21 protein-coding genes and 2 pseudogenes are annotated in these 24,839 nt (G+C 39.2%); 17 read left to right on the top strand and 6 right to left on the bottom strand.

The window, feature by feature from the left end; all coding sequences use genetic code 11:
• Positions 1-11 precede the first annotated feature (11 nt).
• The 8 genes and pseudogenes from lgt to VTAP4600_RS12080 all read left to right on the top strand — a co-directional run bounded on the left by lgt (position 12) and on the right by VTAP4600_RS12080 (position 8,108).
• A complete protein-coding gene (lgt, locus tag VTAP4600_RS12105) occupies positions 12-824 on the top strand; it encodes a prolipoprotein diacylglyceryl transferase (protein ID WP_102523023.1) in 813 nt (270 codons plus the stop codon).
• Between the two features lie 3 nt (positions 825-827).
• A pseudogene (locus VTAP4600_RS12100) lies at positions 828-1,385 on the top strand (thymidylate synthase); the annotation flags it as partial.
• 147 nt (positions 1,386-1,532) lie between these two features.
• Positions 1,533-2,786, top strand: a complete 1,254-nt coding sequence (locus tag VTAP4600_RS12095; protein ID WP_102523022.1) for a tyrosine-type recombinase/integrase — start codon at positions 1,533-1,535, stop codon at positions 2,784-2,786.
• Positions 2,783-3,184 (top strand): hypothetical protein, encoded by a 402-nt coding sequence (locus VTAP4600_RS26270; protein WP_231897802.1) that lies wholly within the window; start codon positions 2,783-2,785, stop codon positions 3,182-3,184. The genes VTAP4600_RS12095 and VTAP4600_RS26270 overlap by 4 nt, the downstream gene beginning before the upstream one ends.
• A 49-nt stretch (positions 3,185-3,233) precedes the next feature.
• The gene (locus VTAP4600_RS12090; RefSeq protein ID WP_231897801.1) at positions 3,234-5,567 is read left to right on the top strand and encodes a site-specific integrase; all 2,334 of its coding nucleotides are present in this window, start codon (positions 3,234-3,236) and stop codon (positions 5,565-5,567) included.
• Positions 5,568-5,569: 2 nt separating this feature from the next.
• A complete protein-coding gene (locus tag VTAP4600_RS26265; RefSeq protein WP_231897800.1) occupies positions 5,570-6,226 on the top strand; it encodes a hypothetical protein in 657 nt (218 codons plus the stop codon).
• Positions 6,214-7,629, top strand: a complete 1,416-nt coding sequence (locus VTAP4600_RS12085) for a hypothetical protein (RefSeq protein WP_231897799.1) — start codon at positions 6,214-6,216, stop codon at positions 7,627-7,629. The genes VTAP4600_RS26265 and VTAP4600_RS12085 overlap by 13 nt, the downstream gene beginning before the upstream one ends.
• A complete protein-coding gene (locus tag VTAP4600_RS12080) occupies positions 7,629-8,108 on the top strand; it encodes a hypothetical protein (RefSeq protein ID WP_102523021.1) in 480 nt (159 codons plus the stop codon). The genes VTAP4600_RS12085 and VTAP4600_RS12080 overlap by 1 nt, the downstream gene beginning before the upstream one ends.
• Before the next feature lie 36 nt (positions 8,109-8,144).
• On the opposite strand, the gene VTAP4600_RS12075 is transcribed toward VTAP4600_RS12080, so the two are convergent.
• The 5 genes from VTAP4600_RS12075 to VTAP4600_RS12055 all read right to left on the bottom strand — a co-directional run bounded on the left by VTAP4600_RS12075 (position 8,145) and on the right by VTAP4600_RS12055 (position 15,046).
• Entirely contained in the window at positions 8,145-9,005 is an 861-nt protein-coding gene (locus VTAP4600_RS12075; RefSeq protein WP_102523020.1) for a thymidylate synthase, read from the bottom strand.
• A gap of 159 nt (positions 9,006-9,164) precedes the next feature.
• Positions 9,165-11,741: an EcoAI/FtnUII family type I restriction enzme subunit R gene (gene hsdR / locus VTAP4600_RS12070; protein ID WP_102523019.1), complete on the bottom strand. Its 2,577-nt coding sequence runs from the start codon at positions 11,739-11,741 to the stop codon at positions 9,165-9,167.
• Between the two features lie 34 nt (positions 11,742-11,775).
• Positions 11,776-12,981 (bottom strand): restriction endonuclease subunit S, encoded by a 1,206-nt coding sequence (locus VTAP4600_RS25955; protein WP_172443119.1) that lies wholly within the window; start codon positions 12,979-12,981, stop codon positions 11,776-11,778.
• Complete coding sequence (locus tag VTAP4600_RS12060) at positions 12,974-14,446, bottom strand: class I SAM-dependent DNA methyltransferase (RefSeq protein ID WP_102523018.1); 1,473 nt, start codon at positions 14,444-14,446, stop codon at positions 12,974-12,976. The genes VTAP4600_RS25955 and VTAP4600_RS12060 overlap by 8 nt, the downstream gene beginning before the upstream one ends.
• Positions 14,447-14,734: 288 nt before the next feature.
• Complete coding sequence (locus tag VTAP4600_RS12055) at positions 14,735-15,046, bottom strand: helix-turn-helix domain-containing protein (RefSeq protein ID WP_102523017.1); 312 nt, start codon at positions 15,044-15,046, stop codon at positions 14,735-14,737.
• Positions 15,047-15,160: 114 nt separating this feature from the next.
• Between VTAP4600_RS12055 and VTAP4600_RS12050 the strand changes: the two genes are divergently transcribed.
• From VTAP4600_RS12050 to VTAP4600_RS26775, 5 genes and pseudogenes are all read left to right on the top strand, one after another.
• Positions 15,161-15,673 carry a VspR family transcription factor gene (locus VTAP4600_RS12050; RefSeq protein WP_269459949.1) on the top strand — a complete coding sequence of 171 codons (513 nt, stop codon included), beginning with the start codon at positions 15,161-15,163 and terminating at the stop codon, positions 15,671-15,673.
• The gene (locus VTAP4600_RS12045) at positions 15,667-17,049 is read left to right on the top strand and encodes a DEAD/DEAH box helicase (protein WP_102523015.1); all 1,383 of its coding nucleotides are present in this window, start codon (positions 15,667-15,669) and stop codon (positions 17,047-17,049) included. Before VTAP4600_RS12050 ends, VTAP4600_RS12045 begins: the two co-directional genes overlap by 7 nt.
• Before the next feature lie 5 nt (positions 17,050-17,054).
• Positions 17,055-17,213 (top strand): annotated as a pseudogene (locus VTAP4600_RS12040) (transposase domain-containing protein); the annotation flags it as partial.
• A 205-nt stretch (positions 17,214-17,418) separates the two neighbouring features.
• Positions 17,419-18,837: a DNA methyltransferase gene (locus tag VTAP4600_RS12035; protein ID WP_102523014.1), complete on the top strand. Its 1,419-nt coding sequence runs from the start codon at positions 17,419-17,421 to the stop codon at positions 18,835-18,837.
• Positions 18,834-19,100, top strand: coding sequence for a phosphoribosyltransferase-like protein (locus VTAP4600_RS26775; RefSeq protein WP_102523013.1), 267 nt, complete (start codon positions 18,834-18,836; stop codon positions 19,098-19,100). Before VTAP4600_RS12035 ends, VTAP4600_RS26775 begins: the two co-directional genes overlap by 4 nt.
• Here VTAP4600_RS26775 and tnpA read toward each other — a convergent pair whose 3' ends face one another.
• Positions 19,101-19,565: an IS200/IS605 family transposase gene (tnpA, locus tag VTAP4600_RS12025; RefSeq protein WP_102522283.1), complete on the bottom strand. Its 465-nt coding sequence runs from the start codon at positions 19,563-19,565 to the stop codon at positions 19,101-19,103.
• A 68-nt stretch (positions 19,566-19,633) separates the two neighbouring features.
• Between tnpA and VTAP4600_RS12020 the strand changes: the two genes are divergently transcribed.
• From VTAP4600_RS12020 to VTAP4600_RS12005, 4 genes are read left to right on the top strand one after another with little or no spacing between them, the layout of a single operon-like run.
• Entirely contained in the window at positions 19,634-21,025 is a 1,392-nt protein-coding gene (locus tag VTAP4600_RS12020) for an RNA-guided endonuclease InsQ/TnpB family protein (RefSeq protein ID WP_102523012.1), read from the top strand.
• A gap of 48 nt (positions 21,026-21,073) precedes the next feature.
• Positions 21,074-21,826, top strand: a complete 753-nt coding sequence (locus tag VTAP4600_RS12015) for a phosphoribosyltransferase-like protein (protein WP_102523011.1) — start codon at positions 21,074-21,076, stop codon at positions 21,824-21,826.
• A 10-nt stretch (positions 21,827-21,836) separates the two neighbouring features.
• Positions 21,837-23,876 carry an ORC-CDC6 family AAA ATPase gene (locus VTAP4600_RS12010; RefSeq protein ID WP_102523010.1) on the top strand — a complete coding sequence of 680 codons (2,040 nt, stop codon included), beginning with the start codon at positions 21,837-21,839 and terminating at the stop codon, positions 23,874-23,876.
• Positions 23,877-24,818, top strand: a complete 942-nt coding sequence (locus VTAP4600_RS12005) for a hypothetical protein (protein ID WP_102523009.1) — start codon at positions 23,877-23,879, stop codon at positions 24,816-24,818.
• Positions 24,819-24,839 lie beyond the last annotated feature (21 nt).

The raw sequence follows: 24,839 nt of genomic DNA, 5'->3' as shown, positions 1-24,839 counted from the left end.
GAGAAAATAATATGAATCAAGGTTTTATCGCCTTTCCTCAAATTGATCCTATCATGTTTGAGATTGGCCCTGTGGCGCTTCGCTGGTACGGTTTCATGTACTTAGTTGGTTTCATGTTTGCGATGTGGCTAGCTAATCAGCGCGCAGACAAACAAGGCAGCGGCTGGACTCGTGAGCAAGTTTCCGATCTACTTTTTGCCGGCTTCCTCGGCGTGGTGCTAGGTGGCCGCCTAGGCTACGTGTTCTTTTATCAGTTTGATATGTTCCTAGATGATCCATTATATCTATTCAAAGTTTGGACGGGCGGCATGTCATTCCATGGTGGATTATTAGGTGTAATCACGGCAATGATTTGGTATGCCCGTAAAAACGGCCGTACATTTTTTGCTGTTGCTGACTTTGTTGCGCCATTAGTACCATTTGGTTTAGGGATGGGCCGCATTGGTAACTTTATGAATGATGAACTTTGGGGACGAGTAACCGATGTTCCTTGGGCGGTATTGTTCCCAAGTGGTGGCTTCTTACCACGCCACCCGTCTCAATTGTATGAATTTGCACTAGAAGGTGTGGTGTTGTTCTTCATTCTTAATTGGTTTATTAGAAAGCCACGTCCAGCAGGTGCGGTGTCGGGGTTATTCCTAGCTGGTTACGGAGCATTCCGCTTTATCGTAGAATACTTTAGAGAGCCCGATGCTCATTTAGGTTTATTTGGTAACTTTATTTCTATGGGACAAATACTCTCTTTACCAATGGTGATTGCTGGTGGCCTCCTTGTTTTATGGGCGTACAAATTCAATCATCAAACTAGTCATTCAAAAGGTTAAGCTGTGGAACAATATTTAGATTTATGCCAACGTATCGTTGATCAAGGAACGTGGATTGAAAATGAACGTACAGGTAAACGTTGCCTGACCGTGATTAATGCCGACTTGAGCTATGATGTTGGCAATCAAGCCTTTCCTTTAGTGACAACACGCAAAAGTTTCTGGAAGTCAGCGGTGGCTGAATTGCTTGGCTATATTCGTGGCTACGATAACGCAGAAGATTTCCGTAAATTGGGCACCAAAACATGGGATGCCAACTCGAACCTAAATGAAGCGTGGCTTAATAATGTTCATCGTAAGGGTGAAGACGACATGGGGCGCGTTTATGGCGTTCAAGGCCGAGCTTGGGCTAAGCCTGATGGTGGATCTGTCGATCAGCTACGTAAAATAGTCGATGAACTGTCTCGTGGTGTGGATGATCGTGGTGAGATTTTAAATTTCTATAATCCGGGCGAGTTTCACATGGGCTGCTTACGCCCTTGTATGTACAGCCATCACTTTTCTCTATTAGGGGATACTTTGTACCTCAACAGTACTCAACGTTCTTGTGACGTGCCGCTTTTATAACCCCTCCCATAAAATGAACACTTAGTAATCAGATATATCCTCGTTAATGTTTGTACTAAACTTTATTGTGCTGTAATTAATTTGCATAGTTTGTAACCCCAACTATAGTTAAGATAGGTTTGGTGCACACATCGAGGTTGTATGGATAACTCTGTTGTCATCTCTGATGGTAAGAAGTTTGATGTATCAAACTCTGTAGCTCATGAAGATTATGATGCGTATCCAAATGTACTTTTATGTGCAGAAGGTGTGGCCGTTTTCAATGAACAAATGGAATTGTTGCCACTAATCTCTGATTTTCTGACTCATTATAGAATTAATCATAGTGATCACTCCGTAAAAACCTACGCAAACAACCTACTCTATTTAGTTAAATATCTTACTACGTATGATGAAAATCACATCGGTTCTAAGAGAGATGGTTGTTTATTGACAGTACATGCAACAGAAATTCAAAAGTATTTTCAATATTGCAGAAATGATAAAGATGAGACTGGTTTAGAGAAACGATCTATAGGTGGAAAAACCGTATCTAATAGAGATGCGACCTACGGTCGATTTTTCTCTGAATTCCTATGTAACCCTCCCGCTGGTTACAAGTTCTTAAGGGAAGAAAACCCTTATGAGAATGGCAGCTTAGTTGTTGCGGCTAAGGAATCGTTAATTCGGCCTGCTCTTTTTTCAGATATTGAAGCTTTGATTCTTGTTGCCAATCATGAAAGAGAAAAGTGTCTCATTCAATTTATGTATGATTCTGGTGTACGTCGAGGTGAGGTGGAAAGTATACTTCAAGAAAATATCCTATTGTTATCCAGAGAATCTCGTAAAAGCATAATAGTGGATTACAATACAATTCAGATACCTTCTGACTATGTAGCGATGGAAATAAAAGGTAATAAAGGTCGAGGGAGAGAGATTAAATATAGAAAAACAGTGGTTTCAAAAGAAACTATTAATAGAGTTCAAAGGTATCACTCAAGCCTAGAATATAAAAAACATAAAAGAAAGTGGGGTAAAAACTGTAATCCTGCCTTCTTGAATAAAAATGGTAATCCATACACACCAAGTGCTATTAGTAAGTTAGTCACTAAATTATCTAATCGAGCATTGAAACTTGGATTGATACATCGACCACTCTCTCCACACAAAATTCGACATGGGTTTGGCGCTATGCTTCTAAATTCAGAAGATTTAGGTAAGTCACAACTGGACAGACTTCTATTGTTACAGCAATGCCTAGGTCACACTTCATTAACTACAACTGAAGGCTATACAAAAATACCGATTGGAGTCTGGGGGAAATTTTCAGATCGCAATGGAACGGCACTTAAAAGATATCAGTTGATGAAAAAACTAAAAGATAGAACTAGATCGAAGAAAGGAAGCTATAGATGAAATATGAGGAATGCAGGGAATGCTTATTAAACTGGTGGCTCGGGCTAACTAAAGAACAAAAGAAGTCTCTCCCAATCTCAAATCAATCAATTGACTTTCGTGATCTATTTAGTAAAACGGCGATAAGTTATCATGTAATACGGCGGCACTTAAAAGAAGACATTAAAAATATCGATGCAGAACTTAAAGAATTAGGAGTTATACCTAATATTGAAGAATACAGAGCCCGTCTTCATAATTGGTGGAATAGCTTAACTGATTATCAAAAGAAGTCAGTTCCAATCAGCCGCAATACGATAGATTTACGAGATTTGTTTAAAGAAATAAAAATTAGCTATAAAGACCTTCGGAAAAAATTACTTAAGAAAAGAAATCACCGATATAGAAGCAGAACTTAAAGAGTTAGGCGTTTTACTAAATGATGATAAGGAAGTAGTCGAAACATTGATGCGTAACTTCATTTCTGACTGCGAATCCAACCTAGACATGCTTTGGGACATCGAGCTAACAAATAAAATAGGTAGACAATCAAAGAACTCAGGTTTAGATATTGAACAGCATTTTGAGCAGTTCGGGTTGATTTCAGTAGGATATCTAGCAAACAAATTTAATTGTAAATATCATTATTGCAAGACGCCAAGAATGCTAGACCTCAGAAAACATCTAAATCAGCTTTTATTGAAGCATAAAGTCTCTCTCCCTTATGGCTCTATTAAAGGCAGCAGTCAAACAGTCGGCAGCGATATGAATCACCGTAGGATGTTTATCAAGTGGAAAAATAGCTTAACAAATGAAGAAAAGCTAGAGCTCCCAATGTTTGGAAAAGTAATTGATAAAACTGCATTTAGTCACTTAATTCCTATAGAGCGGCGGCTACAAGGGGGAGGGCCACTCCTAGCTGCTGAATTTAGACGCTTTTCTAATGAAATAATAGAGCTTAAAGGTATCGATTACAAAACACAGAAAGAGCTAAAAGAAATACGTAAACAAAAGGCAGTCGGCAAAGAAGAGAGCCGGCGTTCAGCATTTCGTAAGTTACGCCATCATAGACTTGTATCGACTAAAGATTTTAGTTCTCAAAAAGGTCGTTATGAAGATGCACGACATGCTTTTGCAGTTGCTTCCTTAAAAGCGACTTCAGAATCAGGTTGTGCTAATTATTACATTGGATATACGTATTATTGTGATTTCTTAGAGCTAAAGAATATCTCCCCTGATAGCAGTTATAAAGACTGTTTTGAGCCATGGTCGCTGAGAGATTTTAAAGGGTACTTAGGCGAAAAAATTGCAAAGTCGGGATTGTCGACATCATCTGCTACAACAATACTATCAACAGTGAGAGTGACGCTCGACAGGCTGAAAACAATTCGAGATTTTGACTTCAATTACTTACCTGCTGATGGGTTTGAGATAGTCAGGAGGTCGTTAGCTTATAAGCCTTACTCATTGAGCGAAAGGCAGCAGATCCATGAAATGCTAGAGCTGGAAATAGCTCTGGTTAAAGGCAGGTTACGGCCATACAAAAAACTAGATAGGAATAATTCGAATTTAGATGACCCTAAGAATCAAGCTAGGGTTATCTTTGAAGATTATTGCCATTGTTTACCCCCTTATTGGGACAGGGAAAAGCGGATTAGAGGAAATACTAAAGGGCAGCGAAAGCTTTGCTCTTTTGTTGCATCTAGAAGATTATCTCTTCCTCAGTTGCTTAAAGAATGGGGGTGCTTAACTAGAAATGTGACGGTTCGTGAAGTTGGTGTATATGTACTAAAAATAGCGCAAGTTCTGGGTATGAATTTAACTCCTATATTGGATCTTGAGCTAGATGATTATCAAGAGCACCATTCATTAACAAATAAGCCTTGTTTGACATACTGGAAGGAGCGCTCTACAGGGGAGAAGATGATACACCTAGACTTGTTTCATGCAGATATACAATGGCTTACAGTCAGCCAGAAGAAATTTGTTGAAACAGTATTTGATGAAGTAACTCAGTTGACGTCGGAAGCAAGAAAAATAGCGTCAGATGAAATATCAAATAGACTGTTTATAACTCTACAGTATATACCAAAAACGTTGGCTGAATATGATATGAGCAAGTTGTACTCGGAACTCGTTGAGAAATACCAGCTAAAAAATGATGATGGTAAGGCACTGTTGCTCACGACTACTAGATTCAGACCTACTCTTGTGAGCGAGTTAATCGAGGCGGGTATAGGAATTCGAGAAATCCAATATCTGTTAGGTCACTCTTCAATTTACACGACGATGAGATATCTAGAACAATTAGATTTTGATAGATCAATAAAAGAAAAAGCTAGAAAAACGATAGAGGGTATATATAGTACGGCCGTTTACAAAGGTAAGTCTTCTTCTATTAATAAAAATCAACGTAGATATGATGCTAGTCAGATTATCATGAAAACCCCACTAGGTGGTTGTAAAAACATATTTGACCCGCCTGATTTTATTAAGGAATCATCATTATATATAAAAGGCAAGCCCTGCTCGCAGTATAACAAATGCATATCTTGTGAGTCATTAATGCTGACAGAAAAACATCTCCCTGAATTGTTTGCTATGCAAAGGGATTATTTATCATCATTGGAAAGCAGCGAAGTTATCAATACACCCTACCACGTAGTGGTACTAGAAAATATCTCGCTGCTTGAGAGTATATTGAATCCAGAAACTTCAGAGTTTGAAGAGGATATTTTGGTGCAAGCAAAAGAAGACTCATTATTCATAGAAACTACGATATTAGATGTTTGGAGTGGTTAAAAATGGAACGTAAAGAATTCGAACATTTACAGGAAATAAATAAACATTTTACAGATGTTCTTTCTAATTTGTCGTTCTTAAACAAAGTTGGTTTTCATGAAGAAAATAAAGGTATTGCGCCTTATATTGTTAAGCTCGCACTACTGCCAGTATCAGCGAAGAGTGTCTTTCGTGATATGTTGTGGGACTTCGATGCGGAGTCAGCCAATCGTTCAGCTTCTGTTAGGATGTCACATGTTCAGATCAACTTTGGTTCTTATACACATATCCCACTTGGAATCATTACTGAGATAAAGTGCCTACTATTGAATATTTATACCACACCAAAGGATTTTGGTCATCAAAAAAACGAGATAAAGCCGAATACATTCATTGGTGTAATTAAAGATGGGCTTGCGTTTTTAGATTTTGTACTTAATGAAGTAGAGGGGCGACTAGGTAAAGAGTATGTGAAGGAGCATTATAGTAATATTTCTGATATCTCGTTGCTAGATTTTGAGGATGCGGTAAAAAAGACTAAACTAAAAATATCGTCTGATAAAAAATTATACAATAGTTATAAGTATTTTTTTGGCTATTTAAGAAATCATAAAGCTAAAGAGTTAATCGGCATTGAGTGCCAGGCAGACTACCACACTTTAAAAAAATGTATGAACTAGGACGTAAAAAAAACGGTCGTAAGAATAAAGAAAAACTCTCTTACCTTGAAACAAAAACCTTTGATTTAGCGCTTAAGAAAGCTTCATTTAATGTAGTGAGATTTTTATATACTGTTGGCGAAAAGGTGAATGACCCTATAATGGTGAAATACTATGAGGTGCTTGCAAAAACATATAAAGAGTTTCCTTATTCAAAGCAAAACTTTGATGACTATGGTGCTTATCGTTTGTATAAGAATGGTTACTCCCTTGCTAAGATCAACGTACTTTTCCCTGATAATAAAGTAACAAGCCTTGATTTGGCAGGTTATGAGCCGACGGAGTGGAAAGTGGGGGCTCGCTTACGGCAAGATATTAGCTCTTTGGAATCTCTCCGAGTTGCAATTAATGAGGTGTATTATTCAGCATTATGGGTGATCGCTTCTCTGATGGGTGCAAGACCCAATGTGTATTCAGATTTAAAGGTTGATGGTTGTCTGAATCTAAATAACAAAACTATTTCCGCTGAGGAGCATAAGGGGAGAGACAATCGATGGAACTTGTTTAATGATCGTTGGGTAGCGATACCAATTATGGTCGACGCCATCAAAGTCATTAGGTTGATAGGAGGAAAGGTTTTTCAGAATTCGTATGTTTTTGGTAGTGTAAATACATCATTTCCAGATGAGATAAATACACCTATGTCATGTCTTAGTCATACAATTAGAATGGCATTTGAGGTATTAACAAGCATATCATCAAAGGACAGCAATAGTAATTTATGTGGGTATCTATTTCGACACAGTTTAGCGCACCAAATGTATAGATCCGATGTTGGATTACCTGTCATTTCTTATCAGCTTAAACATATCGTTTCGGCAACAGATGAACTTGTACGTAAAGGTCAAGTTAGCGAAACAACACTTGGTTATGGTGGTATAGCTAATCAGTTATCAAGTGTTCAGAAAGAAACCTTAAACTTTAGGCACATTGCTGAATTAGAAGCGGTTAAAGCTAATTTTGATCCGAACGGAAAATACATGGGTGGACAAGCCGACGAACATTTATCAAAAATAAAAATGTACTTTAATGGTTGCATGGAAGCAGGTTATACAGAAGAAGAAATATATGAAGCAATGGTTAAACAAGGTTTGGCGATCATCAATGTAGGTAGTGGCTATTGCTTTGGTGGGGCAGAAAATTTTGATGAAACCTTGCCATGTATCGGTGGATTAAGGTGTAATCCAGTCCGTTGTTGCAATGCCATAGTAACTAAAGCTAATGCCCCGAAATGGCGTGAAATATATCTTTCTAATCTAAAATTGATCGGTGCTGAGGGGTACGAAGACAGACAAGATCAGATAGTTGAAGTAATTGAAGAGGCAAAAAGAGTATTAGAGTATTTAGGTGAGGCATTGATCTGATGGCTGAGTATGATCAAAAGAACCAAGAAAAATACGATAAAAATACAGATAAGATTTGGTCTGCGTTAGATGCAATTCGACAAGACAAAAACTTGAAAGCAACCAAAGCTCAAGTATCCAAGTTAACAGGGCTTCATCGTAATACCCTGGGTGGAAAAGGTTCTAGGGATTGGGTCGGCCTTGAGATTGAGCTAATAACAAAGCAGCGCGATGAAGATTCAAACCGAACCAAAGTTACTAAAAAGAAACAAGAAGAGAACTTGCAAGGTTTATTAGATCAGTCAAAGCTAGAGATCTTGCATTGGTTTACTAAATATTCAGAATCAGAAAGGGACTTAGAGAAGTTAAGAATTCGTTCTGCACGTGATTATGACAGCCTTGAATGGCACAAAGCAGAGCTTAGAAAGGAGCGGAAATTAATAAAATCCCTTGAGGAAAGGGTTGTACTATTAGAGAATATACTTAAGACAAGTGAGTAAGTAAATGGGGCTTGAAGCCCCATTACCGTATTAAAACTAAACTGAAAAAGGATACTTGATTGGTTCGTGGTGCTGGTAATTAACAACCTCAAAGTCATCCATAGTAACCCATGTTTCTAAATCTTCTAACGACTTGATTTTTGGATTAATAATAAGTTTTGGTGCGGAAAAAGGTTCTCTCTTAACTTGCTCTTTCATTAGCTCTATTTGGTCTTCATAGATGTGAGCATTTACGATCTTATGGAACGCTTTTCCGGCTTTTAATCCTGCAATTTGGGCTGTGATTTGAAGTAGCCAAGCTACTTGAATTTGATTGAATACTAATCCAAGTGGGACGTCACAGCTGCGTTGAGTACTATTTAAATAGAGAGTGTCGCCAAGTATTGAGAAGTGATGGCTATACATACAAGGCCGTAAACAACCCATGTGAAACTCACCAGGATTATAGAAGTTTAGGATTTCACCCCTATCATCAATCCCTTTGCTTAGGTTATCTATAATCTTCTTATATTGATCGACAAAACCACCGTCAGGTTTTGCCCATTTACGTCCCTGAACACCGTATACTCTGCCCATATCATCCTCACCTTTACGGTGTGGGTTATTGAGCCATGCTTCATTTTGGTTAGCGTTAGCATCCCATGTTTTAGTGCCTAATTTACGAAAATCGGCAGCGTTATCATAGCCACGTAAGTAGGCTAGCATTTCAGCTATGGCGCTTTTCCAAAAAGCTTTTCGTGTTGTTACTAGTGGAAATTCATTAGCGGCAACGTCATATTCTAAATCTGCATTGATAGCGGTTAAGCAGCGCTTGCCTGTCCTTTCGTTCTTAACCCAAACACCTTCATTGATAACTCGCTTACACAAGTCCTCATATTGACTGTTTCCATTGTTCATTTTGTATTCCACCAAGTGTTTTTTCTATCCAAAATGTTATCACATTCTGCTATTAATCTACTATGTATTCCAAAATAGCGCTGTCAGTGAGGTGGTATTCTCACTAAAACGGAATGCCATAAATTTATCTTGCTGAGTCGCATAAGCTGTAAATTCCCTCTACTCATACAAATACTTCTGAAACCCAACAAACGTATCACGGATAGCCATGGGTGAGCCAAACACCTCAGCAGCATCACTTATAGTGTCGTACTTAAGCTCAACCAAACTACGCATTTTCTTCGCGGCCAGTTCTTGAACGCCATCCTCAATGTACTTATCTAAGATGAACTCAATAAATTCGATTTGTTTAGAGGTGAATTCACTGGATATACCAGGTTTCGCAGTTGCGACGCGTTCTTTTCGAGTATGGGTTTCTCTGGCGTAAGCGACAAAAGAAAACAGGTCATAAACGTCGCTGTCTTTAGCGTCGATAATTTCCTTCATGTTGTCGAGCTTTTCATCGTCGTAACCGGCTTCTTGCAGATCAGCTAATAACTTTTCACGGGTGCTTGGGTTACTCCAGATCTCACGTAGCTCATCTTCATTGTTAAAAAATCGCGGTAAATCACCAAACAGTTGCTCAACAAATTGTTTAGCGGTGAGCATGTCGCCGTCAGCACCCATGAACAATACACTTTTCATGTGTTGTATTTGGCGCACCTTGCCGTCAGTTAGAGTAATGAATATCTTCTCTGGTTTCCCTTCTTTCTCACCTTCTTCGCAACTACAAGGGGTGTCTCCGCAGTTATTACAAGGCTCGGTGATACATTGGCAAGGGTTGCAGTGGCATTCGTTACAGTGCTCTGGAGGCGTCTCATGTTCGCAATTACATGGATTGAAGCCACATTCTTCGCATAAGCAACTACATGGCTTGTTATTACAAATATCACAAGGCTCTTCTTCGGGTTTTTCCTCTGGTGGTAATGGTTCACCATCCCATTCAGGATCAGAAAAGTTATGATGCGCTTTTACGAAGTCATATACAGTAAAAAACGATTTACCATCGTACATGCGCGTACCACGGCCAATGATCTGCTTAAACTCAATCATATTGTTACATGGACGCATCAATACAATGTTACGAACGTTACGAGCATCAACACCAGTAGATAGCTTACGAGAGGTTGTTAAGATGGTCGGAATCGTTTTTTCGTTGTCACAGAATGTGCGTAGATCATTCTCACCCGCAGCACCATCGTTCGCCGTTATGCGAACACAGTAACTTGGGTTTTTTGTCCAACCTTTCTTGGATGCATATTGGTTGATTAAATCTCGAACCATGCCTGCGTGCTCCTGAGTGGCACAGAATACGATTGTCTTCTCATGGGGATTGATATGATCCATCCAATACTGCACACGCTTTTGTTCGCGCTGAGGCATGGTGATGATGCGGTTAAAGTCGCTCTCTTTGTACACTTTCCCTGGCTCTGGTTCACCTTTAAAGGTAACTGCATCCCCAGGGGTATAGATGTACTCATCCATAGTGCCGACAATTGGGTACACTTTGAAAGGCGTTAAAAAGCCATCGTTAATGCCTTGTTTTAAGGTGTAGCTATGAACTGGTTCACCAAAGTATTTATAACTGTCAGCGTTGTCGGTTCGCTTTGGCGTCGCGGTTAAGCCAAGTTGTACCGCTGGTGCAAAGTAGTTAAGAATATCGCGCCACGAACTCTCATCATTCGCTCCGCCTCGGTGACATTCATCAATAATGATAAAATCGAAAAAATCTTCTGGGTATTGTCTGAAGTTACAATTGCTTGTATCTGTTATTACCGCTTGTTCAAATTCTTCATCTTCATCTTCATCTTCAACTTCTTCTGCATTCAAGCTGTGTTTATTTGCAGAGTCCGTCATTAGGGTTTGGAAAATTGCCATAAAGATACTGGCGTTTTTAGGTACACCCTTGGCTTTTTTAATTTCGCTTGGGGTAATACGCACGACGGCATCTTCACCAAAAGCGCCAAAATCATTAAAGGCTTGCTTGGTTAATACATTTCGGTCGGCTAAAAACAGAATACGTGGACGTTTTTTAGCGTTACTTGGGTTCTTAGCGGCTTGTAAGCTCCAACGGCTATGAAATAGCTTCCATGACAGTTGAAACGCAATACAGGTTTTCCCCGTTCCTGTTGCTAGGGTTAGCAGAATACGGTCTTTGCTTTGTGCAATTGCCTCTAACGCTTGGTTTATGGCGTTTTCTTGGTAGTACCGAGGTTGCCAATCGCCTTTGCATTCAAACGGTATTTTTGCAAAGTTTTCACGCCAAGTGCTCGTGAACTCAGGTTCGCTCTTTCCATCTTCACCATTAAAGGCAATCGCCCACATCTCTTCTGGGCTCAGATAACGATCAACGGGCTGTTCTTCGCCCGTCAGCATGTCTATTTGGTAAATGTCATGACCATTGGTGGCATAACCGAAACGGCACTGCAAACGCTCGGCGTAGTCTTTTGCCTGGCGCACACCTTCGGTATAGCTTAAGCCTTCACGTTTAGCCTCAACTGCCGCAAGCTTGCGGCCTTGATACTCTAAAACGTAATCAGCACTGAGTTTTGAGCCACGTTTACCGCCACCCAAAATACGCCCAGCAGTAATACTCACTTCACGGCGAATGATACTGTGGTCAGCCTTACCCCAACCATCTAAAGTCAGTTTAGGCGAGATTAACTCAGCACGGGTTTCAGATTCGTTTCTACTCATGCCATTGACCTGTGTTAAAAATACTGACCGTTATTTACTTAGCCTCTGCGGTTAATTCCCCACTAAAGGCTTTGTGTAAAATGGATTTTTTTAGTTCGTCTAAAGCTAATAGTTTTTGCTTGTATATTTCTTCAGCTCTTATTAGATCGGGTCTTATACTATCCAATTTATTTACTAGTGACTTTTGTACTTCTATTGACGGAGTACTTACTTTGATTTTTCGAAAATCCCTGATGTTAATTTGCATTAAGGCTGCACCGTATGTGGCATCCTTAATTTGGCTTTGGACTAAAGGGGATATAAATTGATAATAACCAAATCTATCCGAAATTAATTCTGGATTAAAACGGACAGGAACAATCCCTCTTGTTACGTTTGCATCAGCTAAACTTTTACATGCTATAGAGGTAATGCCAGTACTTCCTCTTACGCACACTAGTAATTCACCACCTTGTAAAACCGTTCTTTTATAAGCTTCAGATTTAACAGGGTCTATTAGCTTCAGGCCATCTGGAGTTATAAGATCAGTCTTTAAATCAGTAGGTCTAACAACGGGTAACCCATCATTGAAATCATCTCCTGGTTGAACTATTCCATATGATAAAGAGCAATCCTCACTTACTAAATTTTCTAGGGCTAGTTCTTCCCAACCTTCACCTTTTTGGCTAAACACTTGTTGTAAGTAGCTATCAAACAACTCGCGGGCATTTTTTAGGTTTTGTTCGGTTTTAGAGCGTGTTTCTTCTAAGTCGGCAAACACGGTATCGAGTAATGCCACAATGCGCTTTTGTTCTGGGATATTAGGAACAAGAATAGGGAAGCCATGTAGGGCCGGTTTATTTACCCCAGTTTGCCCCGCGGCCCTCTCAGACAGCTTAATAATATAATTTTGAATACTTGGGGACATTAAAAAGTAGAAAAGGTATTCGTTATCAAGTAAGTCCGATCTTGGAATAGCTTTCATTAGAGCAACATTATACGCCCCCTCAAGACCTCTTAAAATTTGAAAGACTGGAGGCCCATAACGACCAATCATTACATCATCTACTTTGCAAAATTTCTTAGTGCTAGATTTAGGGATATAAACAATATGTTTATCCGACTTATAATCCCTGATCTGTATCAGGCGGGCATATTCAGAATTATCTAGGCCAGTTAAATCATAAACGAAATTTGATTTAGCCGGTTGCGAGCCTCCAATAAAGTCACAAACATCTCCCAGTTTTTCAAATTTACCCATTGATTAGCGCCTCTATATTGCCGATTATTACTTTACTCTCAGCGTCAAGATTAGATATTTCTAAAATTATTTCCTCTGGACTACGAAGCGGTTTTTCCTCCTCTTGATTAACATTTTTTACTTGAAGATCTAATGTTTCTTGATTCAAGTTTGACTTCTTAATGGACCATGACTTTTTTGTTTCTTTAAATTCAGCCTGTAACTCCACAAAGTCTTTCAAATCATTATCGTTTAATGGGTTAGATTTTCCTAAGTTTCTGCCGGCATCAAGCTGATAAAACCATGTACTTAAAGTCGGTTCGCCTTTGGTAAAGAACAGCACAACGGTTTTTACACCCGCACCTAAGAACGTACCGCTTGGGCAATCAAGCACCGTATGTAAGTTACAATTTTCTAGTAGTTCCTTACGCAGTTTAATCGCGGCATTGTCGGTATTACTTAGGAAGGTATTTTTAATAACAACCGCAGCGCGGCCGCCAGGTTTGAGCATTTTAATAAAGTGTTGCAAGAATAAATATGCTGTTTCACCCGTTTGGACTGGGAAGTTCTCTTGAACCTCTTTGCGCTCTTTACCACCGAATGGAGGGTTAGCCAGTATGATGCTGTGCTGGTTACTCGGCTGAATATCTTGCAGGTTTTCAGACAGGGTATTGGTGTGTAATACGTTAGGCGCTTCAATTCCGTGTAAAATCATGTTCATGATGGCGATAACATACGCCAGTGACTTTTTCTCTTTGGCATAAAACGTATCGTTTTGCAGTGTCGCTAAGTCTGTCGTACTAAGCTTCACTTTGTCTCGCCCACCTTGACGTAGGTAATCAAAGGCTTCACATAGGAAACCAGCTGACCCTGCTGCACCATCGTAAATGGTTTCACCGATTTTAGGTTGAACAACATCGATCATCGCACGGATTAATGGGCGCGGCGTATAATATTCGCCACCATTTCGACCAGCGTTACCCATGTTCTTGATTTTGACTTCGTATAAGTGGCTCAGCTCGTGCTTTTCTTTCTGCGAGCGAAAACGTAATTCGTCGATCTTTTCCAATGCGTCACGCAGTGAATAGCCACTTTGGATTTTGTTTTTTATCTCACTAAAAATCTCACCAATTTTGTATTCAATGGTGTTGGCGTTATTAGCACGCTGTTTAAATCCTTTTAGGTACGGGAACAGTTGGCCGTCGACAAAATCCATCAGATCATCACCGGTTAAGGCGTTGTTATGGTCAAACTTACCCTCAGCATCTTTAGGCGCAGCCCAGTTGCTCCAACGATATTGCTCCTCGATGATGTACTCGTAGGTTTCCATCATCATTTCCGCTTCTTGCGACTTGGTAAATTCAAGGTCATCAAGATATTTTAAAAACAGCATCCATGATGATTGCTCTGTGTAGTCGAGCTCAGAAGAACAGCCGGCGTCTTTGTGAAAGATGTCGTCGACGTTTTTAAATACTTGTTCAAACATGTTTTGAATGCCTTGTTGATCGCTAAGCTACTGAAAGCCAGTGATAATAATGAGTGCTTTTATCAGTTGTTCAATAGCTGAATGTTTTTAGATAATTAAAGGGGAATATACCTTATTTTCATTAGCGTGTTGATGAAAATTGGCCAATTTGAAGAGTAAATATGTTGAGCTCGATGGTTTACTACAGGGAAGTATTCTAGAGTTGAATTTAACGGATAGAATTATTGCGGAATAGGTTATCAATGCCTAGAGTAATCGTTCTCTAGGCATAGGAAATGCTGCTAGATTTCAGGTTTTGCTTTGGAGCAATGACAAGATAAGTTCCTTTCTTTCCTCTTCCGTCATTTGAGCAACAAGGCACGCTATTTCCGCAGAACTTTCATCTTCACAGAAAAAGAAACTTAAAGGCACGCCTAATTCATCAGCCAATAGCTTTAAGGTTCTGACATCTGGCGTATGTTTGCCCTTTTCATATTGATTCATTCTAGGGCTAGCTGAGCTTTCATCCATACCTATGCACACTCCCAACGATTTTTGCGAGAGTTTTGCTTTTTTACGAGCTTCTTTGAGCCGTATTGGAATTGGGTTTTCGAATGGCACTTGAGTTTCATGTCTCTGATCTCATGGTAACTAAGATTTTCTTAGTTTTATCTATTTCTGTATACTAAGCAATTCTTAGTATTTAAGTGGTGTGACCGGTACATGAAGCGTTTTTTGAAAATCAGTGATGAAATGCACAAGCTATTGATTGAAAGAGAGATGGATGGTTTCTTGGTAGTTGAATTAAGAGATGCATTTGTTGCTATTAATGACTCCTACGTTGATCTAGATGATGTTCGTCGTAAGATTTACCGACAAATCTTACGCTTTATGAAGAACAATTGGCTTAGAAGTGAAGGCTCAGGGCAAAAGAAACGCTACTTTCAAACTGACCTATTCAAAACTCTTCAAGCCGATACGGTGTTAGAAAACACTAACGTTACCATTTCAGCTTCGTCTGACTACTCGGTATTAAGAGGTGAGCGCAACCAATACAAAGGTGAGCTAGAAATAGTCTTTGGGGAAATTAGTGAGTATCAATCGACCTGTAGTCGCTTTCCTGAACTGGAACCAAAGCTAACGCCACTTCTTGAGCAAGCGCGAGAAAATTCTGCACAGCTATTAGGAAGAGTGAATGCACTAACGAACGTTCTTAAAGCACTTTCAGAGAACAGTTCATCATGCTGAGGCAGTGGCAGGCAGAATGCTCAGAAAAGGCATTACATAAATACAGTTCACATCAACAGCACTTCTTCTGCCAAGCAACGCCAGGGGCCGGAAAAACCGTATTGGCTGCTACGGTCGCTTCAAGATTGCTGCAAGAAGATATGGTCGATATTGTTCTGTGCTTTGCTCCGTCTTTAACGGTCTCTGATGGAATTAAACAAACCTTTTCACAGATCCTTAATTGTACCTTTAATGGTGGATTAGGCTCTATTGGACAGTCTCTTACCTATCAAGCAATTCAATTTCTCAACGATGAATTTTGGCAGACATTGCGTAATCACCGAGTATTTGTGGTCTTTGATGAGATTCATCATTGCTCTGGTACTGAAATTGAAAATGCGAATGTTTGGGGGCAACAAGTCCTAACTAAGATTCAAGGGCTAGCAACGTATACCCTTGCGCTTTCAGGGACGCCATGGCGTTCGGACTCTTTACCGATTGTTTTGGGTGAGTACAGCGACCCTGATGGAAAGATGCTCGTTGATTATCAATATACGCTCAAGCAAGCAATTACTGACAAGGTTTGCAGGGCACCAAAGATTGTTTTGGTCGATAACGAACACCTGACAGTGGCCAATGATGAAAAGACAGAATCGTTTTCCTCGATACTGGAAATGATTAAGCAGACTAAGACCTCTTATCAGAGCGTCATTCATAATCAGGATGCAATGGAGTACCTGCTTGGGTTAGGTTGTAAGAAGCTTGCAGAAATCCGAACCCACACCCCAAATACAGGAGGTTTAGTTGTCGCGGCCTCAATTCAGCATGCGCAAACAATTAAAAAGCTTCTTTCTGAAAAGTACGCACAATCGGTCTCAATTGTGACTTATAAGCATGAAGAACCTTTAGCTAAGATTGAACGTTACAGGCAAGGCCATAGCCAGTGGATCGTTAGCGTTGGAATGATTAGCGAGGGTACTGATATTCCGCGCCTTCAAGTGTGTTGCCACATGAGCTCGGTCAAAACAGAATTATACTTCAGGCAAGTTCTTGGACGAATCCTTCGAGTGAATTCCACTGACGAGCAGCAGGCATGGTTATTCACTTTTGCTGAGCAAAGCCTGATTGAGTATGCAGAAAGGATTGAACAAGATATTCCAGAGTCATGTGTATTTACAAATATTGCAAACATAATCGAGTTTGAAGCCGATTCAAAACATACAAGTTTGCAGTGTATGGCTCTTTTAAGCGAATACAATGAGAGTAATTCAAATTTGAATTGGGGCTGTGCTATCAGCACCGAAGCTTGTTCATATGGGCATTACAACGATTTCGATGAGCTCAGGCTAGGAGCCTTTAAGCAACGAGTCATTTCTGCTTTTATATCGGCTTCTTAATCAAGTTGTTCTCAAATAACGCCAACGGTGCTCAAGCGAGTGCCATTCTTTAAAGTATCATCGAGACAGCAAAAGCGAACGGTCTTATCCTCTATAATTACTTGCTCAAGTGCATGAAAGAGTTAGCGAAACCAGAGCCTAATATTGATTCGCTGTTGCCCTAGAACTTCAAGCACTAATTATCTCACCCCGTGGGTTCATGGGGCGGATACGGCTTATTGGTTATATGTATTAGTTTGATTATTTGAGCGTTCAATACTCGTATACGCATGATATAATGTTATTTTACCTTTTTGTATGGCTTAGATGCTTTACCTTGGATCAAAGCATTGTAGCTACTCTAATTAACTAATAGTGACCTTACTTTTAATGACGACACAAACAACTCATCAAGCATCCGCACTTATCAACAAGAGCTTTATGGGCTCGAGTGGATGTAATAGCTATAGAATTGATCAGGAGTTGGCTGCGTTCTTCCTTGCATACGAAGAAGAAAAAAAACCTATTGAAGTTAATTTTAGAGATTTAGTTGATTGGGTACCTTACTCTGATTCTTATACTCACTATATCCATAGTTACCCAGCTAAGCTGATCAAACATATACCTATATTTTTTCTCAACTCAAAGATACTCCTCCCCGAAACTAAGAGTTTGGTTCTAGACCCTTTTTGCGGTTCTGGAACAGTACTTCTAGAGTCGCTACTTGCTGGTCATAGAGCTATTGGGTGTGATGCAAATCCACTTGCGAGATTGATCGCTAAAGTAAAGACAACTAGGCAGGACGTTGGGAAGCTACAAAAAACAAAAGCTTCGATAATTGTGAAATCTAAGAGGCTTAGGAAGGTTATTCCGCTTAATGTTGTTAATGTGGAGCATTGGTTCTCTGAAAGTACAATCAAGCAATTGTCTCAGTTGTACCGAGCTATAAATGATATCTGTTCAGGGAAAGAACTAGAGTTTTTTTTGGCTACCTTCTCAAGCATAGTTAAAAAAGTCAGTTATGCAGATCCTAACTTGAGTGTTCCAGTAAAAATCAAGCCTGAGAAGTATGTTAATACTGATATAAAAAATCGATTGACAGATAAGCTAGTAGAGTTGCAAGGTGTTGATGTTATTAAGTTATTTGGTAGTCAGGTAGATAAGAACATAAATAGAATATCATTACTGGAAAAGGTTTATGGTGATGATGTTACGGCTCAGGTTGTTTCAGAGGATGCTAGGAGAGTAACTAAAAGCTTAGACAACGAAGCTGATCTTCTGGAGCCAAGTAGTGTTGATTTTATTGTGACTTCCCCACCTTATGCAGGTGCTCAGAAGTATATTCGTTCGTCTTCATTGAGTTTGGGTTGGCTAGGCTTGTGTGAAGAAAAAAACTTAAGGGACTATGAGAAACTAAACATTGGGAGGGAGCATTACAGTAAGTCAGAGTATATCGAATCTATAAGGTTTGGCTTAGCTGATATTGATGCTTTTTTTGATGAAGTTGAGAAGGAAAACCCTCTTAGATCACATATAAACAGTAATTACCTAAAAGAGATGGAAAGTGCAATCTCTGAAATGTATAGAGTTTTAAAGAAAGATAAATACTGTGTCATTGTTATTGGCAATAATGAAGTTTGTGGTAGAAAGTTTGAAACACAGAAATACATAAGGCTATTGGCTGAAAGGTTAGGCTTTTCTACAAAGTTGGTTCTAGTTGATGATATTCATTCTAGAGGATTAATGACTAAAAGAAATAAAACAGCAAGTATTATAAATTCAGAATGGATACTGGTTTTTAAAAAATGAATGAGTTTAATTTTAAAGAGATGCTCGATATAAAGATTATGCGACTTTCTCAGAGCCTATGGGAAAGTAAAGTAAATCGTGGAAATCTCTCTCGTTGGTTGGATAATTTTGAATCTTCGCATGAGGATGCAGAGTGTGAGCAAGCACACGCGATGTATCTACTAAGTAATTTCATGTACTTCGGAGCTAGGGAGATTCGAGAGCTCTTGAACATTATGCTTGCGCAATCTCGCCCTTTTAAGGGCGAGTCAAGCAAGAGGTAACTAGTCTTTTCTCTGACTTAAAGCGCGTGACGTTTTTACGGCGCTTTCACTTGGTGGTGTACTTTGGTTTTCGATGTACTGTTTAACAACGTCCAAACTCGCACCACCACATGACACAACACAATAGCTAGGCGACCAAAAGTGATTACCCCAAAGCATTGTCTTTATGCGCTCCCAATACTCGCGCCTTAGCATGTATGACGATTTCCCTTTCAGCTTACCAACCAAGTTCGATACAGCTACCTTCGGGTGAATAGACACCATCAAGTGAACGTGATCATGTTCACCACCGAACTCTAATAGTTCACAATCCATTTGCTTACACGTTTCCTTCATTATTTCTTTGGTTCTATCCAACATCTCTTTGGTGAAAACACCTCTACGATATTTAGTAACAAAGACTAGGTGCGCATTGTTCTTAAAAAGGCAGCTTCTGCCTGTTCTCCATTCGTACATATTAACCATAGACTTGATTGACAATTTACCATTAAGTGTAATAATATTCGCTGCGAATGACAACCAATGGAACTATCATGCTAACTGGCATCAAGCTACGCGCTAACCCTACACCAAATCAAAAACTGGTACTAAGCCAGTGGATGGGCTGTGCGCGTAGTATTTGGAATGCCAAAGTCGATGAAGAAAGGTATTACCGTACTTTTGCGCGTAAGTATTATCCAATTGGCACTTATGCCCCTATTGATCAGAAAGCATCGCAGTTCAAATCTAAAGAGCTATCACCTTGGCTCTATCAGTGTCCTAGCCAGATAATCCGCAACAGTGCTGTTAACTGGTATCAGACTTACCAAAAGTTCATGAAAGGCGCGTGTGGGAGACCTAAGCGCAAACCTAAGACTGATCGCGGAAGTATCTACCTTACTCGTGAAGTGTTCCGCTTCGACCGTTGCGAAGATGGCAATTTACGCCTATTTATCGGTACGAAGACCAATAATATTGGTTACTTATCTTTTAAGGCTCATAGTAAGTTCGAGATCCCAAACTCGCTTTATGTGCGCAAAGAGCGTGGTCAATATTATGTGTCTTTCTGCTATGGGAACGGCAAGGATGAGTCAGAGCTACCTAGCAATGCTGAACACTTAGCATTCCTGCAAGGCTCAACAAAAGAATATCTGGAAGAACACACCATTGGCGTAGACCGTGGTGTGGCTATCCCTGTACACGCTGGCTCTATGACGTTCGACTTTTCTGACGAAGAAGGCGATAACCAGAAAAAGAACATGACCAAAGCTGATCGCTACATTAAGCGATTACAACGCAAATTGGCGCGTCAAACTAAAGGCTCAAATGGCAGAAATAAAACCAAGTACCGCATTGCTACGCACCACGCTAAAAAGGCGAATATCCGTAACGATTTCGCCCACAAGACAAGCCGCGAGCTTGTCGATAGCAAAGCAAAGGTTATTGTGTTCGAGGCTTTACGAACCTCAAGTATGACGCGCAAGCCAAAGGCAAAGCAGGACGAACAAGGCCGATATGTGTCAAACAGAGCCAAGCAAAAGGCAGGGCTAAACAAGTCCATCTTAAACGTTGGTTGGCACATCATAGAAACGTACACCAAATACAAGGCTTACCAAGCAGGAAAAGCCGTATTCAAAGTAAATCCAGCCTACACCAGTCAGGAGTGCGCCAAGTGCGGTCACACTCACCCCGACAACCGAGACTCACAAGAACTATTTGTGTGCGGTAACTGTGGAAATTCTGACAATGCAGATAACAACGCATCACTGGTCATTAAGAAACGGGCAATTAATCTAATATTAGACACTGGAACGGTGTTGTCTGGCGATGGGGTTCTAAGAACCAAGTCAGATAGTGGACGTGGAGGCAATCGTAAGACTAGCCGAGCCAAAAGCTCGACTAGCGGTGTCCAACGAAGCGTCAAAAAAGAAAAGTTAGCGGCTTAGGTTGTTATCTTAGAAGCTCGCTGCTTTAGCTGCGAGTAGTTCACGTCTTTGTACAGAGATAAGTTTTTCAAACCTCTTATCCAAAATGTGAGAAAGAAAAACGATAATGTAAAAGATATAGCTGTAATTGAGTCTGAAATACTAAGCGAATTGAAGGCTACTAGGTTTTTAGGGATAGGGAACCCTTCTGAAAGTGGAACTCATCTTCTTTACTTTTTTAGGCAGGAAAATGAATTAGGTAAAGATGACTTTATGCATAGTCATGAGATATTATCTTTTGATCGTGATGGAGATGGCAATGTATCTTTGAAGATGAATAAACCTGAAGTTAAAAGGTATATTTTGCTTGATGATGTATGTGGGAGTGGCACTCAAGCTATTCAATACTCTAAAAAATTAGTATCGGAAATGAAAGCTATTGATCCTAATGTTGAGGTCTACTATTTCACGTTATTCTCAACTGTCGAAGGTATGGAGAATATTAGAAGAGAAAGTGACTTTGACTTGGTTGATTGCATTTTTGAGTTGGATGAGACATTTAAATGCTTTTCTGATGGCGCAAGACAGTTTAGAAATGAAGAATACCTTCCTATATCCCAAGAATTTGCTAAAACATTTTGTGAAAAGTATGGAATTAACTTGTTCGGAGGTGAACATTGTTTAGGTTATAAGGGAAGCCAATTATTACTTGGATTTACACACAATACTCCAGATAACACTCTTCCAATAATTTGGGGAGAAAATAACTGGGAACCTCTCTTTAAACGTTACCATAAAAAATATGGCTTTAAGTATAATTAGTGAGGATAAAATGGATTTACTAGAAAGAAACCCGTTTACTACCATTAAGGCTAATGACTTAAATGATAGTGAAATTAATGAACAGTGGGTAGATAATCCTCAAGGTGGCTTTCTTGATGTTTTCTGTCCTACACACAAAGTTTCTCAATTTATAATTGGGGGGAAAGGCAGTGGTAAAACTCACTTGATGAGGTACTTTTCCCATAATTCTCAGAGCATTAGAAATAAAGATTCCATATTAGAAGGCATTAAAAGAGATGGATACTTTGGTGTGTATTTCCAAGCTAGTGGGTTGAATGGAGAGCGTTTTGAAAGCTTACCATTTCAAGAAGAAAAGAAGAATGCACTGTTTCAATATTCATACGAACTTTGGTGTGCAGGATTAGTTATTCAATCTCTGTTAGATATCAACAATAAAGAACAAGTTTTTGATAATCAGCGAGATTTCTGCTCTGATGTTTTAGGTTTATTCTCTGGAGATAGTGAACAATTTAATAATATTGAAACACTAGACGAGTTAAAGAAATTAATACTTGGTTTATCCAAAGAGGTAGATTATGCGGTTAGTAATGCTTTCTTTATCGAAGATATTGAAGTGAATGTACTAGCAGCAAGAGGATCTTTAATTTTTGGTATTCCAAAATTAATTTCCGAATATAGCTCTTATTTAAAGGATGTTACTTTTCTTTATATTATAGATGAACTGGAGAATATTAGCTATTCTCAACAAGTGTATATAAATACATTGTTGAGAGAGAAAAAGCTACCTTGCTCATTTCGCATTGGTGCTCGAGGCTATGGTATGAAAACCTTTAAAACTCTAGGGTCTGGTGAAAAGAATAGGGAAGGTCACGAGTATGAAATTGTTAAGCTTGATGATCTTTTAAGTGAGGTTTCAAACTATGAAGGCTTTGCGATTAATCTTATTTTAAATAGATTGAGTAAAGCAAAGTTTATTTCGATTGAAAAGAGCCATTTAAATATACTTGAAAGTGAACTATCGGTTAAGAAAGAGTTTCTTAATTCATTTTTTGAAAGTCCAGACTATTCTGAAGTTACTAATACTAAAGATTTTAACCGGGACGGTTTGTCTAAAAAAATGAGATCCTTCAAAAAGAGTATAGAAAGCACAAACATACCAAAGGATGATGTTGAAAAAATCATTAAAAATATTTCTTGCAATCAATCTGAACTTATTGAGTCAACACTAATACATTTATTTTCTCAGCATTGGTCTAGCAATGAGGTTAGAGTCTCAGATCTTATTGAAAATTCTGACAAATTAAAGTCAGATGCTGAAAAATACATATCTGGCCATTCAGATAAGTCGTCTCCTATTGCAAAGAAAATCAGCTATTATAAAAATAATTATATAGCAAAGTCATTGAGAATTAAGCACCATAATAATTTAGAGCAATACTTAGGGCTGGATAACCTGTTTAGAGCAACAACAGGCTTCCCAAGGCATATTCTAACTGTGTTAAGAAATATCTATAAAACAGAAGTCTTTGAAGGTAGGACACCTTTTTCTAGTAATAGTCTTATATCCATTCAATCTCAGCGCATTGCTTTACTTGAAGCTTCCAATTGGTTCCATAGTGAATGTGGTTGTGAAGGCAAGCTCGGGAATCAAGTTTCTTATTTTTTGCATAATATATGTGAGTTACTCCGTATCGAAATGTATGCAGATAAACCTGTAGAGTGTTCTGCGTCGTCCTTTACCATCGATACGACTAAATTATCCCAAGGCTCTCGAGATGTACTGTTATGGGCTGAGTTGACTGGTGTGCTCGTGAGGGGGCAAGATCGACAAGATAAGAACTCTCAAGCGTTGATTAACAAATATCATATCAATAGCTTACTGTGTCCTAAGTGGGGTTTACCTCTTAGTCGTAGAGGAGCCCTATCATTCACTACGAATGATTTTGAGTCTTTGGTAGATACAGACAAAAAAAGAGAATATGAAGTCTTAGTGGTTAAGTTTGAGCGGTCTCGAAATGCACCTTTTGGTATTGAAGAAGACTCAATTCAGATGGGGCTGGAGTTTTAAATGCACTATTACATGTATTACAAGGATGAACTTGATTTATCTGACGATTGGGCTAGATGGGATCTATTTATCTCGGCGTTTAACTTGAGCGATAGATTGAGCACTGTTTTCGACAAAGTTGAAGCGGATATAAAATGTTGGCTGGTGTTCCCTGAGTATGGTTTTGAAGCGAGTGAACTCCCTACGGATAGCTCTATAATTACTGTCGAAAGGGGCTCTGAGGCTCAGCAATTACTACCAATAATTAAACAATTGTCTATCAAAGAATATAAAACTCGTCGAATTTGTATTGATGCTACTGGGTTTATGAGAGCCCAACTTTTGTTCCTACTTGCCTACTTCAAGAAGCATGGTTTTCAGGAGGTGGATGTACTGTACTGCGAGCCGGGGCATTATTCAAAGAAAGAGAATACGAAGTTTTCTGAAGGCTCTCTTTACGAAACTAGACAAGTTATTGGTTATCAGGGCTCAAGCTCTCAAACGCAGAAGAAAGATCTCCTGATTGTATCGTGTGGTTATGATAGCCAATTGATATCTAATGTATGTCAGCAGTATGAAAACTCAGTTATCGTACCATTGCTTGGTTTCCCTTCCTTAAGGGCGGATATGTACCAAGAAAGCATATTGAGAACCATAGCCGTAGAAGAACTTTTTGGTTCTACAGACCTTAGAGAGCCCATCTTTACACCTGCTTCAGACCCATTTGAAACGGCGAATGCAATATCAACCTATATACGAGAAAATGATTGTTTGGATAAGTACGAACATATTTATCTTTGTCCGCTATCAACTAAACCCCAAGTGTTGGGGATGGGACTCGTTTTTTTGACTGAGTATGATGGTAAAAATGTTTCAGTACTTTACCCATTTAGTGAAAAGTATGCGAAAGAGACCTCTCAAGGTATGTCAAAGATATGGAAATATACTTTTGAATTTATCTGATAGCTATGCATAATGGAAAAT

It is taken from the genome of Vibrio tapetis subsp. tapetis, from assembly GCF_900233005.1.
GTDB lineage: Bacteria > Pseudomonadota > Gammaproteobacteria > Enterobacterales > Vibrionaceae > Vibrio > Vibrio tapetis.
Note: the sequence above shows the minus strand (reverse complement) of the source record. Positions and strands in the feature narration are given on the sequence as shown.